Here is a 15,125-nt window from a genome sequence, read left to right as displayed (position 1 = left end):
ATTCATAAAATATACATATATGAAAATAAGTATAAAAAATCTATTATTTTACTAATTGTTTTGTGATATTATATAATTAGTAATTTTACTTTTAATAAAGAGGTGTTTATATGAATACTTCAAAAAAATACAGATTAGAGGAACTAATAGACATAATATCTGTACAGCACATTCAGGATAAATTTTCAAAGTTAACTAATATGTCTACAATAACAGTAAATGAAAAGGGAACCCCCATAGTAAATCCAAGTAATTTTTCTGAATTTTGTAATCTTATAAGAAGTTCTGAAGAAGGTTTTAAAAAATGTATTAATTGCGATGCTAATGGAGGATTAAAATCTATTTCATCAAGAAAGCCAGAAATTTATACTTGTCATGCAGGACTTACTGACTTCTCTGCACCTATAATAGTAAACAATTACTACCTAGGAGCTATGCTTTGTGGACAAGTATTTGTTAAGGAAAAAAACAACAGAAATTTTATTAACATAAAAGAACTTAGTGACAAATTTTCCTTACCATGTGAAAAACTTGAGGCTGCTTTAGATAAGGTAATTGTATTAGAATATAATAAAATAATAGATATGGCAGAATTTCTCTACCTATTTGCTAATTTAATTGCTAAAATGGGCATGTCAAATTTAATTCAGGGTGAACTCTTAGATGAAACAAAAGAAAAAATGAAATTTCAACAATTAGCCAAAGATATGCAGCTTAAGTCTTTGCAAGCTCAGGTAAATCCTCACTTTTTATTTAATACATTAAATACTATAGCTAGAATGTCTCTTATAGAAGACGCTCCAAATACTGAAAAACTCATATATGCTCTTTCTGACATTCTTAGATATAGTCTCAAAAATTCAGATAACATGGTTCAATTAAATACAGAAATAGACAATATAGAAAAATACCTCTTCATCCAAACTACTCGATACAGTGATAGAATAAATTTTGAAATAGATGTTCCTGAAAATATTGGAAATTACAAGATTCCTGTGATGACACTTCAGCCCTTAGTAGAAAATGCCATAATACATGGTCTTGAACCCAAAAAGGATCCTGGATTAGTTACTATAAAAGCTAAAATCTTTAATGGTAATATAAATGTAGAAATATCTGATAATGGAGTGGGTATGACACCTGAAAAAATAAATCTCATAATTAACAATACCACTACTTTACCATCTAATACTACTGGTCTAGGTATTCAAAATGTGAATGGAAGAATAAAATACTATTTTGGTCCAAAATTTGGTATTAAAATAGAAAATAATTATCCTGTAGGAACAAAAGTATCTGTTACTATACCTGCTATAATTTAAAATAAGGTTTATTTAGTATTTAATACAAATATTATTATATGGGAGGTATGTTTTTTGTATAAGCTACTTATTGCTGAAGATGAATCCTTAGAACGTAAAGCTTTAAGAATTATTCTCCAAAAAAAATTTGATAATGTAGAAATAATTAATGATGCTAAAACAGGCATAGAAGCTATAAATTTAGCTTATAAGTATAGACCCGAAATAATTATTATGGATATAAAAATGCCAGAAAAAAATGGTATAGAAGCCTTAGAATCTATTACTCAATTTCTTCCTTACGTTAAAACTATAATTTTAACAGCCTATAATGATTTTGACTTTGCTAAAAGAGCTATACAACTAGGCGTAATTGATTACATTCTAAAACCAGCTAGGCCTTCTGAATTGTATCAATCTATGGATAAAGTTATAGGTTTATTGCCAAATATTAATGATAACTTCGTTGATGTACAATCTTCTTCTAAATCAGATCCCATTAATGAAGCTATAAATTATATTCATAAAAATTTCAATAAGAATTTAAGCTTAGAATCTGTATCATCACATGTATATTTAAACCCTCAGTACTTTAGTCGATATTTTAAAAGTCATACTGGAGTTAATTTTATTGATTATGTTTCACAAATACGTATACAAGAAGCAAAAAAGCTACTAGTTTCTACCAATAAGAGTATAAGTAATATATCATTATCCGTAGGATACATAGATCCTTCATACTTCAGCAAAGTATTTATAAAGTATGAAGGTGTAGCCCCTCATAAGTACAGGTGGGTTATAAATCATGATCGTGCATAGAATCATTTTATAATTATTCATAAATTATGTTTTGAATCCAAAAAGGAGGCCCTTTTAAAGCAGCTTCCTTTTTTAATTAGCTTTATTTATTTTTTACATTACACACAAGTTCACAAATAAAAATCTAATTTTTATCAAAAAATAAAAAAAAGACCTGCCGCAGGCAGCTACTTCAATGGTCTTCTAGTTTTGCTGTTTGTTATGTTAATCCTTTGAGTAGTCTTAACTCTTTTTTCAAGGATATCAAGAGATTCACATAAACATTCTTCGATAACATCAGACGTTATCACTGTTAATTTTTTATTCAAATTTTCACCTTCTTTTATAACACTTTTTATTATATAACACTTATGTAAATATGTCAATATAAATTACACGAACTTCACTAGTAGCTTAACTTACATATTATAATGCAAGTTAAGCTTCCTTTTAAAATATTACATTTTCTGTTTCACTATCAAAGCCATGAATATATCTATTATCTATGGCAACCTTCACCTTGTCTCCTACTTTTAACTTTACATCTACTGATACCTTTGCTATGATATTGTATTCTTTTAATTTTAAGTGCAAATATGTTTCTGCACCTAAAAATTCAATTAACATAATTTCAACTTCTATCATAATGTAGTTTTCTTGTTTTTCTCTTATATTTTCTGCCAAATGTATATGTTCTGGTCTTACACCTAATTTTATAGTTTTATTTATATAACCTTCTTTTTCTAGCTTTTCAATTTTATCTTTACTAAATTCAAAAGCATTTTCTTGTATTATTCCTAAAAGTTTATTATTCTTCTTAATAACTTGTACATCAATAAAATTCATTTGAGGACTTCCTATAAAACCAGCTACAAAAATATTAGCCGGATTATTATAAATCTCCATTGGAGACCCAACTTGTTGAACTATTCCATTATTCATTACTACAATTTTAGTTCCCATTGTCATAGCTTCAGTTTGATCATGAGTAACATATATAAAAGTAGTGTTTAATTTTTTATGCAGCTTAGCAATCTCTGTTCTCATTGTTACTCTAAGTTTAGCATCTAAATTAGATAGTGGTTCATCCATTAAAAATACTTTTGGTTCTCTAACTATAGCTCTTCCTAGTGCAACTCTTTGCCTTTGTCCACCAGATAGCTCTTTAGGTTTTCTACTTAAGAGATTGTCAAGGCCTAAAATTCCAGCTGCTTCTTTAACCCTTTTATCTATTTGCTCCTTATAAACTTTATTGAGTTCCAATGAAAAAGCCATATTCTTATATACACTCATATGAGGATATAGTGCATAATTTTGAAACACCATTGCGATATCCCTATCTTTAGGTTCAACATTATTAACTAGATTATCACCTATATAAAGTTCTCCTTGAGAAATATCTTCCAATCCTGCTATCATTCTAAGAGTAGTAGACTTTCCACATCCTGAAGGTCCAACTAATACAACAAATTCTTTATCTTCAATTTCTAAATTCAAATTTTTTACTGCGATATATCCATTTTCATAATATTTATTAATATTTTTTAAACTTAATTTAGCCATACTGTCTACCTTCCTTTACAAAATCTTTTTTAATCTATCTGGATAATTTGTTATGATCCCATCTACTCCTAACTCTATAAGTTTTTTCATATGTGTTTCTTCATTTACTGTATATGTATTAATTTTTATTCCATTTTGCTTAATACAAGTTACTATTTTTTCATTCATTACTGATGGATAAAATGGATGAAGTGCATCTGCTCCTACTGTTTTTACATAATCCTGTACATTATAAAGAGTTGCTGCACACAGCAGCCCTGTTCTAATATTAATATCACATTCCTTTACTCTGATCATTGAATAATGATTAAAAGACGACAATATCACATTATTTTGCAAATTATATTCATAAACTTTTTCTATTACTTTTTTCTCAAGTTCATGGTAATGTACTACATCATTTTTAAGTTCCAAATTTATTAATAAATCTTTATCCCTTACATAATCTAAAAATTCATCAATAGTAGGAATTTTTTCTTTTTCAAATTCCTCACCAAACTTAATTCCTGCATCAAATTTACATAGTTCCTCATAACTGCAATCATTAATAAAACCGCTGCCATTTGTAGTTCTATCTATAGTTTCATCATGACAAATAACTATAATTCCATCCTTTGTCATATGTAAATCTGTTTCAATTCCATCACAACCTGCTTCCACAGCTTTTTTAAATGCAAGCATAGTGTTTTCAGGATAGTTACCACTAAATCCTCTATGTGCAATATTTAAACTTTTTTTCATGTATAAGATCTCCTTACAAACTATTTAATTTAAAGAGACTGCCTCAAATACACAATTACGTATTTGAGGCATCCCCTTGATTTAAGCTCAAACTAGTTTTAATGAATTATTTATTGGATTTATTATATTTATCAATAGCTTCATTTATACTCTTTGCTGAATTTTGGGCTGCTTCCTCAGGGCTCTGCTTGTTTTGAAGCATTTCTTCTATATTCTTTTCAACAGTTTGTCTTGCTTCTGGGAATACAGACATTAATGCACCTTTAGCTGTCTTTGGTGATGCATGTAACTGATCTATAGCAGTCTGGAATTGTGGATATTTCTTCAAATTATCCTTCATAACTTGAACGTCATAAGCCTTTTGTGTTACTGGGAAATATCCCGTTTGTGTATTCCAATAAGCTTGTTCATCAGGTGATACCATAAATTTTATAAATTCCCAAGTTGCCTTTTGCTTTGCTTCATCTTTATTATCTAAAGCCCATAGTGAAGCTCCTCCTATTGATACACCGCCATCATTTACTCCTTGGAAAGATGGTAAAAATGCCGTTCCAAGTTCAAATCTTCCTCCAATAGCACTCAAGTCTGATTTTAAATCTGCTGTAGATTCAATATACATTGCTGTTTTACCTGCAATAAAAGCATTTTCAGTATCATCTTCATTTCTTCCAAAATTACCTATGTTACCAGAATCAACTAGCTTTTTCCACTCATTTAGGATCTTTAATGCTGATCCATTTTTATCAAATTCCACTGCTGTTGGTGCTGACTCTCTACCATTGCCATTATTTGCATAGTTAGTGCCTTGTTTAACAATGAATTGTTCAAAGAACCAACCATATATAGCCATAGCATATCCATACTGACTAGCTTTTCCTGAACCATCTTTTTTCGCCAAAGCAGCTGAATACTTTTCTATATCTTCAAAAGTTTTTGGAGGATTATTAGGGTCTAAACCAGCTTCCTTAAAAGCAGTCTTATTATAATACAATATTGGGGTTGATGTATTAAATGGCATTGAATAAAGTTTATTATTAACTGTATAATATCCTAATATGTTAGGCTCTAATTGAGATGTATCATATTTTTCTGCATCTATAAATTTTTGCATTGGAACAACCCATTTACTATCAATCATAAATCTGGTACCAATATCATATACTTGCATTACATCTGGTCCACCATTTGCCTTTTTAGCACTTTTTAACTTATTTATAGCTTCATCATACTTTCCTTGATACTGAGCATTTACTTTAATGTCTTTATGTGAACTATTAAAGTCATTTACCATTTTGGTTATTGCCTGTCCATTCTTTCCTCCCATTGAATGCCAGAAGGTTATTTCTGTGGGTTTTCCACTTCCTGAAGCACTCTTACTACTGTTTCCGCATCCTGCTAACATACCAGTTACCATTAAAGATGCTGTTATCAAACTTATAAGTCTTTTTTTCATTATTTTTCTCCTCTCAAAATACATTTAATATTTAAACTATTATATTATTACCCCTTTACTGCACCTGATGTCATGCCCTCTACAAGTTGTTTTTGTCCAAATATAAAAATCAATATAGAAGGTAATATTACCATTACAATGCCTGCCATTATAAGACCAAAGGATTGATTTTCTGAAAACTGAAGCATACTTATTCCTATTTGTACTGTTCTTGAACTATCTTTACTTGTCACAAGTAATGGCCATAGATATTGATTCCAAGTTACTAAAAAAGTATACACTCCTAATGAACCTACTACTGGTTTTGACATAGGCATTACTATTTTTATTAAGAACTTCAAACTACTGCACCCATCAATTTTAGCTGCTTCATATAACTCTTTAGGCAGCGTTAAATAATATTGTCTCATCATAAATATTCCCATAGCTGAACTTAAGTATGGTACTACAAGAGCTTTATAGCTATCTAACCATCCAAATGATCCTACTGTTAAATAATTAGATATCATAATTGCTTCAGCTGGAATCATCATTGTTGCTAGCATTAACACAAATAATATATTTTTTCCCTTAAAGTTAAAAAAGGAAAAAGTAAAAGCTGCCATACAAGAAGTTATAACCTGACCAAATGTTACCAATAAAGATACAACAAAACTGTTTACTATAAATTTAATTATTGGTGCTGTATTTAATGCCTCTACATAATTTTGAATGTAAAAACTCTTTGGTATTAACTTAGGCGGAAAAGCAAATATCTGCTGAGGCGGCATTATACTAATAAGTAATGCATATAAAAGTGGTGCTACAGCCATTAATGCAAATACCACATTTACTACATAAAGAAGTACTCTATTTAATTTCTTATTCATTTCTATGTCACCTCCATTAGTTATAAAACACTTTATTTTTTTCATATCTAAATTGAAGCATTGTTATAACAAGCATTATTATAAAAAGAACTATGGATTCAGCACTGGCTATACTAAATTTATTATTAAAAAATGCATCCCTGTATATTGAATATACAAGCACATTAGTAGCTTCTCCTGGTCCCCCTAAAGTCATGATGTTTATTTGTCCAAAAGTTTGAAATCCGTTTATTATATTGATTACCAATACAAAGAACAAAGTTGGTGACAAACAAGGTAATATTACATTCTTCAAGCACTGAAAATAATTTGCTCCATCTATTGAAGCGCTTTCCTTTAATTCTTTAGGAATATTTTGAAGACCGGCTGTAATGAATATAAAATTTATACAACTATTCATCCAGATAGTAACAATAGATACTGCAATTAATCCCCAAAATGGACTAGTAAGCCATCCTATGTTTTTTTTAAGTACATAATTAATTAAACCTATACTTGGATTAAAAAGCAGGAGCCAAATAATAGAAGCAGATGCTGATGATACAGCCATTGGCATAGCATACATTGTATTAAAAATACCTTTAAATTTCAATTTATTATTACATAATAAAGCTGTAATAAGTCCTATTAAGATAGATGGGAATGTGGTTAAAATTACAAATTTAAATGTAACTAATATGCTATTTATAAAAGAAGGTGAGTTAAAAAGTTCCCTATAATTTGTTAATCCTGCAAAAGATCCTATTTCACCTTGAGCATTAGTATTAAACAAACTCAAGTAAATAGTTTTAAAGAACGGAAAATAAGTAAAAGCTAAAAAGATAATTAAACAAGGAATAAGATAAAAATATGGTTCTAATTTTTTCAAAATCCCTTTTTTGACTTGAATTCTATTATCAATGGAATCCAATTTTTCTACTACTTGTTGCATTTATATACCTCCATGTGTTCGACGTTTTTCATACATATGGTAACACTGGAATATTATAAAAAGTTTATGCATTTGTTAAAAAAAATTTACATTAAAAAATATTGATTTATAATATAATTATGTGATGTCAAGTCATTATACAAGTCAAAGACTAAAAATATAGGAAACTAACTGCTTGGAAAGTTCCCACTAAAATTACATATAATATGGAGGAATGCTTAGTGGAAAAACGATTTAAATTAAAAGATACCTTAAATTCATCAGCAACATCTACCGAAATACAGCCTAAAGTAGACGCTGACTCTATAAAAAATTTTAAATTTCAAAACAATACTACCATAGTAACTATAACTAAAATGAGTGGTGCTACAGTTATTGTTGATAGTGAAAATGTTATTTTACCCGATTATTACAAGGTTGAAGGAAGAATCAATGAACGAACTGGTATAGGATCTGATGGTCCTTGTGAATATTATATTGGTTTTGAATTATGTCTTCCTAATGAATGGAATGAGCGCTTTTACTTTGAAGGTGGCGGCGGCAGTGATGGCATCATACCTCCTAGAATAGGTATAAGAAAAGTTGGCAAAGTTCCTGCTTTATCCAGAGGCTTTGCAACAGTTGCTACAGATGGTGGACATCAAGGCAATACTGATTGTAAATTCGGTTACGATCAACAAGCAAGAATTGATTATGGATACAATGCTATAAATCAAGTAACTATTACAGCAAAATCTATTATTAAAGATTATTATGGAAAGTTACCTAAATATTCATACTTTATGGGTGCATCAAATGGCGGAAGACAAGCCCTAGCTATGGCTCAACGTTTTCCTGGATATTTTGATGGAATTATTTCAGGTGCACCTGCTTTGAATTTAACAAATGCAGCTATTGCAGAAATGTGGGCTAATCAGATCTTTGGAAAAATTTCACAAAAAGATGAAAATGGTAAACCACTTATACATACTGCCTTCTCTGAGGCTGACATGAAACTTGTGGCAGATACTATATTGAAACAATTTGATGGTGCTGATGGATTAGAAGATGGTATTATTTTAGACATAAATGCTGCTAGAAAATTCGATCCATCAACATTACCTAGAAAAACTAAGAATTCACCAGGATTAACTGATGAACAAATAAATGCTTTAAAACTATTATTTGATGGACCTAAAGACTCTAAAGGTAATGTATTATATTCCAATTGGCCATGGGACCCAGGAATTTTAGATCCAGAATGGCGTTCATGGACTTTAGGAACAGAAGAATGTCCTCCAAGAAATGTTTCTCTTGGTGTAGAAAGCATGGCCCGTGTATTTACAACTCCTATTCCAGAAGAATATGATTCTAGTAAAGCATTAGAATGGTCCTTAGATTATGATTTTGACACTGATCCTTCAAAGTTGATCCTATCTTCTTCATTCATCAATAATGTGTCAACATATCTTGAACCATTTAGAAAATTAGGTGGAAAATTAATTCTATATCATGGTATGGCTGACCCAGTTTTTTCCGCTTATGATACAATTAATTACTATGATAAACTTATAGAAGCAAATGGTGGATTAAAAGAAACCCAAAAATTTGCAAGACTTTTCTTAATTCCCGGCATGAACCATGTTGAAGGAGGTCCTGCAACTGATCAATTTGATGCTTTAACAGCCATTCAAGAGTGGGTAGAAAAAGATAAAGCTCCTACTATGATTGTTGCACACGGTTCTAAGGACAAACCATTCGAAGATATAAGTCGACCATTATTTCCATATCCAATGCAGGCTGTTTATAATGGTAGGGGAGATGTTAAATCCGCTTACAGTTTTGTAGCTAAAGAACCTATAAAATAATTATTGATATATTAACAATTAAACTAAATTTAATAAAGCTATTTTTGTTTAACAATACAAAAATAGCTTTAAAATGTCAGTATATTGTGTTATATGTTATCTTACTAGCCAACCACCATCAACGGCTAAAATATGTCCATTTACATAGTCTGATGCCCTACTTGATAAAAATACTACTGTTCCCATCAAATCAAACGGTTGTCCCCATTTAGCTGCTGGTATTCTTGACAATATTTCATTATTTCTATTTTTATCAGCTCTTATTGGTGCAGTGTTAGCTGTTTCTATATATCCTGGTGCTATTGCATTTATTTGTATATTGTGACAAGCTAATTCATTGGCAAATGCCTTTGTTATTCCTGCTACTGCATGCTTACTTGCTGTGTATGGTGGAACGAATTTTCCTCCCTGGAAAGAAAGCATTGATGCTACGTTAATTATTTTCCCAGCTTCCTGCTTTACCATAATATTAGCTACATCCTTACTCAAGTAGTAAAGAGCATTTAAATTTATATCCATAACTGCTTGCCAATCTTCATCCTTATACTCAAGCAATGGAGTTCTTCTTATTGTGCCTGCATTATTTACAAGTATATCTATCTTCCCATAGACCTCCATACATCTTTTCACTACTTTTTCTCTATCTTCTTTTTTTGTTAAATCAGCTTGAACAAACTCTACTTTTCTTCCTGTTTCTTTAATTAATTCTCTTGTTTCTTCCCAGTTTGTACCATGAGTTGATATTAGTAAATCTGCTCCAGCCTTTGCTAAAGCTACTGCATATCCTTGTCCAAGTCCTGTATTTCCTCCTGTAACAATTGCTACTTTTCCATCCAATTTAAAAAAATCCATTGAAAAATCTGATAATGACATAATTTTTCCTCCTTAATATTTCTATATAAACTTATATGATTATTTAGCTATTTCACAATTTTTACCCACGTTTTCTTGAGCTGCATTTTTTCCAACTATTTTCTTTCTATTTATTATCATTAATGCTAGAGTTATTACTGTCATAATGGTAGCACCTATGAATTTTAAGTTTGTTAATTTATATATAGCCCAAGGAAGTGGACTTGCAGCATAATCAACACTTGCTACCATACTTGATCCACCTGGCAATTTTACACTAGCTAATTTAGCTGCTTCTGTAAATATTGGTGCTAAACTAGTAGCAAACAAATCTCCAACTACTAACATAATTAAACCTATTATAAATGTTTTGAATACATCTCCCTTTGTTATTGGAAGTACCAATGGAAATATATATATTAAGCCAGCTAAACTAGTTAATGGCAAAAATTGATTTCCTGGTATTATAACTGATAAGAATAATATAAAAGGTACAAGAAGCAAAGATACAACCAAAGTTGTAGGATGTCCAATTACTAATGCTGGGCTCATTCCTATAGATAACCCTGAACTATTTTTAAATTTTTTATTTATCAATTCTTGAGTGGCCTTGGAAATTGGAACCAATCCTTCAATAAAGAATGATGTTATTTTAGGTATCAAAACCATTACAGCTCCCATAGTTATTCCTAATTTCAAAACATTATTTACTGGATATTTGGCAATTACCCCCAATAAGCATCCTATAATTGTTCCTAAGAAAACAGGATCTCCAACTACTCCAAATTTCTTTTGTAGTGCTTCTGCATCAAAATCTAAATTTTTTATTCCTGGTATCATATCTAATAATTTATTTAACACATATGCAAATGGTACAAATGCCACACAAAATCCTTGTGGAATAGATATTCCCTCCATATTATCATAGTATTTAGCTACTCCTTCACTAGTAAAGTCAGCAATTATTACTGTTATTATGAAGTTTATAACTGCAGCAAATAACCCCCACCACATACTTCCAGTTGCAACTGATACTATAGATCCCGTAAAAGCAAAATGCCAATAATTCCAAATATCTATGTTTACTGTTTTAGTTGTCTTTGTTATTAGCATGATAATGTTTACTATAAGTCCTATAGGAATCATCATGGCTCCAACCTTTGTTCCAAAAGCTATAGCTGACGCTGCTGGCCATCCGATATCGATTACATTTAAATTTAATCCAAAGTTTTTTACCATGTGATTAACTGCTGGTCCTAAATTGTCTGACAATAAAGCAGTAACTACACTTAATCCAACAAATCCTACTCCTACAAATAAACCTGATTTTAGAGACTTTCCAACCTTAAGGCCAAGTAATACACCAAGTATGGTAAATATTATTGGCATCATAACACTAGCACCTAAACTTACAATATAGTTTAATACTTGCATACTTTTCTCCCCCTATAATTTTTATTTTCGTTTCATATTATGAAACGTTGTATCATAATATGAATTATGTTTTCATTATACGATATCATGTTTCATTTTTCAAGAGAAAAAACAAAAATTTAACAAAATCTTTAGAGTAATTTCATTTACATTTTTTAAATAAAGTAAATAAAAAAAGAACTTGGTTACATTTAACCTCTGTAACCAAGTTCTTTTGATATTTTATTTGCACATTCTAAAATCATTTTTGAAAAATATTCTATCTTATCTTCTGTAAAAGTTATAATTGAACTAGATAAACTAATTGCTCCGGATACATTGTTTTTATGATCTTTTACTACCGTTCCTATGCATCTTATTCCTATTTCAACTTCTTGATCATCAACAGCATATCCTTTTTCCCTTATTTCTGACAAGCTTTCTTTTAATTTTTCAATATCAATTATAGTATTTTCAGTAAGCTTTTTTATATCACTGCTATTCCAAATTTCTTCCACTTCTTCTTCTGACATCTGAGACATCATAGCCTTACCCATTGCTGTGCAATACATAGGTTTTCTCATTCCTATTCTAGTGTACATTTTCATGGACTTCTGAGGTTCTACTTTGGCAAGATACATAATCTCATTTTCTTCCCTTACTACTAAATGAACAACTTCATTAGTCTTTTCCATTAGTTCCTTTAAGTAGGGCTGTGCTATTGTAACAAAATCCATTTTTTCAACTTTTTTATTTCCAAGTTCAAATAGTTTTAATGTTAAACCATACTTACTAGTGTTTTTATTTTGCTTTATATATCCTTTCCATACTAATGTATTCAAAAGTCTATACACTGTACTTTTATGTAAATCAACTTTTTCAGCTATTTCAGTTATACCTAATCCATCTTCATAATCAGATAATACTTCTAAAATACAAAGTGATCTATCAACTGATTGAACTATCTCTGCCATTTTAATTGTATCTCCTTCTTCAATTTAGTAAATTTAATATTATATTGCTATAAATATATATTTTCTTAATACATTCTATCATATATTTTTAAATAATAGAACATTCGCTAATTTATAATTTGTTCATGCTAAATATTTGATATGAGTACATCTCTTATTTCAATTTCAGTACCTTCTGGTGCTTTAATTTTAAATAAATATCCATCTTCAACTTTATAAATTTCCTCTCCATTCTTAATCTTAAAATTGCTATAACCTAATTTTTTTATTCTATTAAATTCTTCATGAACATCATCAACTAAAAAACACATATGTACTACTCCCTTATTTAATGAACTCCAATTATTTAACTTATCTCCTTGTTTAGCAGTCTGCAGTTCAATCATAAATGTTCCTAGTTTTAACCATGTGTTAAAAGCTCGTTTGTGAAAATTGGCTGTTTCTTTAACTAACTCAAAACCTAATATTTCAGTGTAAAATTTAAGTGATTCCTTATATTTTTCTGTTTGAATACAAACATGGTGAATTGTTTTTATACTCATAGCTTTATCTCCTTTAAGAATGTATCTTTTGATAATTTTTTCCCCACTCACACATTGAACTTAAGATAGGCTTCATACTTTCACCCAACTCAGTAAGTCCATATTCTACTTTAGGAGGAACTTCTGCATAAATCTTTCTATAAATTATACCATCTCTTTCTAGTTCTCTTAATTGAAGTGTCAATGTTTTTTGAGTAATGTTATTTAATAATCTTTGCAATTCATTAAATCTAATTACTCCCTTTGATAAGTGCCAAAGAATTGACATTTTCCACTTTCCACTCAATATATTTATAGTTACATCCATAGGACATTGAGTTGTTATTTCTTTTGCCTTTGCCATCTTAACTCCCCTTTACATATTTCAATTAATAACATTATAGTATCATTTACTACACTACGTTTCAAATTTGTGCGTACTTTAAATGAATTGCTTTTAATGCTATTCTCTTAAATAGAAAAACTTATTTGATATTTATCAGTGATTATTTTCAAGCTTGGATAATCTTAAAAGATCCCAATAATATTTAAATAAAAATTATTTAATTTAAGAAAGAAGGAAATCCTAAATGATAATTGATAGTCATGCTCACGTAATGTTACCAACAGAAAAACAGATATTAATGATGGAAGAGGCTACTATAGATAAAACTATATTATTTTCTACAACACCTCACCCTGAAAAAGCTAACGATTTGAAATCTCTAGAAAGTGAACTTTCTGTACTAAATAATATATTATCAAGCAATACTTCCGTAAATGAAAGAATTGAAAATATCAAAAACACTACGAAAACATTAAAAGAAGTTATAGATAAAAATCCATCAAAATTTATAGGTTTTGGCTGCGTTCCATTATCTTTAACCTATAATGAAACAGCAGATTGGATAAGTAATAATATAATAAAAAACAATTTTTATGGTTTAGGGGAATTTTCGCCTATGTCTGGTAAAGTAAATTCCTTAGAAATGGTTTTTCAAGCTTCTAATGAATTAGGTAATTTACCTCTATGGGTTCATACATTTTATCCATTAAATTTTGATGATATTAAAGAACTTATTGATTTATCTAAAAAATATCCAAAAGTACCCTTAATACTAGGTCATATGGGTGGCACTCACTGGCTTGATATGATAAAAGTTGCTAAGGAAAACTCTAACATCTATTTAGATGTATCTGCTACCTATACGATTTTAGCTCCTGCCATGGCAATTAAGGAATTACCTGAACGTACATTATTTAGCTCAGATGCACCCTATGGAAACCCTCTTATATTTAGAAAAATAATTAAAATGAGCAGCCCGGATAAAAAAATTTCTGACATGGTACTAGGTGGAAATATATCAAGACTATTAAATTTATAATGTATCACCTTATTAATACTTAAGCATTGTCAATAAATATCACAGCTTGAAACATTTTCTACATTAGGCTGTGTCACTTTTCCAAACCATATAGTAATTTACTTGACCTTCACAGTTTAAAAATTATGCGACACAAGCGTGTGTAAGCGAAGTAACTTTCATAATACTTATTACCTAGTTTACGTATACTTAAAATATTTTAATAATATACTATGGCGCAGCCTGAAAAAATAGTAAGTTAGTTGATTGTTAACTGTACTGGGGACATTTGTATATTTAAGTATTATATCTTTTAACGGCATAAACAATAAATCTCTTTCGAGGTATTTCTATAAAATAAAAAACAACTTCTTTTTAAACCAAATATATTAGTCAAACATCAGGCTCCGCCTTAATTTTTAATTGTCATAAATTATGATTATTAATACAATTTTGACTTACTAAAATTACCTATAACAATACAACTAGGTGCGCACA

At 29.7% G+C, this 15,125-nt stretch carries 15 protein-coding genes; 4 read left to right on the top strand and 11 right to left on the bottom strand.

Features of this window, described 5'->3' with window-relative positions; translation table 11 throughout:
- Positions 1–110: 110 nt before the first annotated feature.
- Positions 111–1,322 (top strand): PocR ligand-binding domain-containing protein, encoded by a 1,212-nt coding sequence (locus Q6H37_RS07075; RefSeq protein ID WP_318740390.1) that lies wholly within the window; start codon positions 111–113, stop codon positions 1,320–1,322.
- A gap of 54 nt (positions 1,323–1,376) precedes the next feature.
- On the top strand, positions 1,377–2,120 hold the full coding sequence (locus tag Q6H37_RS07070) for a response regulator transcription factor (protein WP_318740388.1): 744 nt from the start codon (positions 1,377–1,379) through the stop codon (positions 2,118–2,120).
- 167 nt (positions 2,121–2,287) lie between these two features.
- Here the strand turns inward: Q6H37_RS07070 and Q6H37_RS07065 are convergent, their stop codons facing one another.
- The 6 genes from Q6H37_RS07065 to Q6H37_RS07040 form a co-directional block, all read right to left on the bottom strand.
- Positions 2,288–2,428 (bottom strand): hypothetical protein, encoded by a 141-nt coding sequence (locus tag Q6H37_RS07065; protein ID WP_318740386.1) that lies wholly within the window; start codon positions 2,426–2,428, stop codon positions 2,288–2,290.
- A gap of 121 nt (positions 2,429–2,549) precedes the next feature.
- The gene (locus Q6H37_RS07060) at positions 2,550–3,662 is read right to left on the bottom strand and encodes a sn-glycerol-3-phosphate ABC transporter ATP-binding protein UgpC (protein ID WP_318740384.1); all 1,113 of its coding nucleotides are present in this window, start codon (positions 3,660–3,662) and stop codon (positions 2,550–2,552) included.
- Positions 3,663–3,677: 15 nt separating this feature from the next.
- On the bottom strand, positions 3,678–4,403 hold the full coding sequence (locus Q6H37_RS07055) for a glycerophosphodiester phosphodiesterase (RefSeq protein WP_318740382.1): 726 nt from the start codon (positions 4,401–4,403) through the stop codon (positions 3,678–3,680).
- A gap of 106 nt (positions 4,404–4,509) precedes the next feature.
- Positions 4,510–5,856, bottom strand: a complete 1,347-nt coding sequence (locus Q6H37_RS07050; protein ID WP_318740380.1) for an ABC transporter substrate-binding protein — start codon at positions 5,854–5,856, stop codon at positions 4,510–4,512.
- 47 nt (positions 5,857–5,903) lie between these two features.
- Positions 5,904–6,725: a carbohydrate ABC transporter permease gene (locus Q6H37_RS07045; RefSeq protein WP_318740378.1), complete on the bottom strand. Its 822-nt coding sequence runs from the start codon at positions 6,723–6,725 to the stop codon at positions 5,904–5,906.
- Between the two features lie 16 nt (positions 6,726–6,741).
- Positions 6,742–7,656 carry a sugar ABC transporter permease gene (locus Q6H37_RS07040; protein ID WP_318740376.1) on the bottom strand — a complete coding sequence of 305 codons (915 nt, stop codon included), beginning with the start codon at positions 7,654–7,656 and terminating at the stop codon, positions 6,742–6,744.
- Between the two features lie 221 nt (positions 7,657–7,877).
- Here Q6H37_RS07040 and Q6H37_RS07035 point away from each other — a divergent pair, with 221 nt between their 5' ends.
- Positions 7,878–9,503: a tannase/feruloyl esterase family alpha/beta hydrolase gene (locus Q6H37_RS07035; RefSeq protein ID WP_318740374.1), complete on the top strand. Its 1,626-nt coding sequence runs from the start codon at positions 7,878–7,880 to the stop codon at positions 9,501–9,503.
- 96 nt (positions 9,504–9,599) lie between these two features.
- Here Q6H37_RS07035 and kduD read toward each other — a convergent pair whose 3' ends face one another.
- The 5 genes from kduD to Q6H37_RS07010 form a co-directional block, all read right to left on the bottom strand.
- Positions 9,600–10,376 carry a 2-dehydro-3-deoxy-D-gluconate 5-dehydrogenase KduD gene (kduD, locus tag Q6H37_RS07030; RefSeq protein ID WP_318740372.1) on the bottom strand — a complete coding sequence of 259 codons (777 nt, stop codon included), beginning with the start codon at positions 10,374–10,376 and terminating at the stop codon, positions 9,600–9,602.
- Between the two features lie 39 nt (positions 10,377–10,415).
- Complete coding sequence (locus Q6H37_RS07025; RefSeq protein ID WP_318740370.1) at positions 10,416–11,789, bottom strand: PTS galactitol transporter subunit IIC; 1,374 nt, start codon at positions 11,787–11,789, stop codon at positions 10,416–10,418.
- A gap of 191 nt (positions 11,790–11,980) precedes the next feature.
- A complete protein-coding gene (locus Q6H37_RS07020) occupies positions 11,981–12,742 on the bottom strand; it encodes an IclR family transcriptional regulator (protein ID WP_318740368.1) in 762 nt (253 codons plus the stop codon).
- Positions 12,743–12,870: 128 nt separating this feature from the next.
- Positions 12,871–13,284, bottom strand: coding sequence for a VOC family protein (locus Q6H37_RS07015; protein WP_318740366.1), 414 nt, complete (start codon positions 13,282–13,284; stop codon positions 12,871–12,873).
- Between the two features lie 13 nt (positions 13,285–13,297).
- The gene (locus Q6H37_RS07010; RefSeq protein ID WP_318740364.1) at positions 13,298–13,627 is read right to left on the bottom strand and encodes a helix-turn-helix domain-containing protein; all 330 of its coding nucleotides are present in this window, start codon (positions 13,625–13,627) and stop codon (positions 13,298–13,300) included.
- Positions 13,628–13,853: 226 nt separating this feature from the next.
- Between Q6H37_RS07010 and Q6H37_RS07005 the strand changes: the two genes are divergently transcribed.
- The gene (locus Q6H37_RS07005) at positions 13,854–14,648 is read left to right on the top strand and encodes an amidohydrolase family protein (RefSeq protein ID WP_318740362.1); all 795 of its coding nucleotides are present in this window, start codon (positions 13,854–13,856) and stop codon (positions 14,646–14,648) included.
- The last annotated feature ends 477 nt before the right edge of the window (positions 14,649–15,125 follow it).

The sequence above is a fragment of the Clostridium sp. JS66 genome (assembly GCF_033561535.1).
GTDB classification, from domain to species: domain Bacteria; phylum Bacillota; class Clostridia; order Clostridiales; family Clostridiaceae; genus Clostridium_AM; species Clostridium_AM carboxidivorans.
Note: the sequence above shows the minus strand (reverse complement) of the source record. Positions and strands in the feature narration are given on the sequence as shown.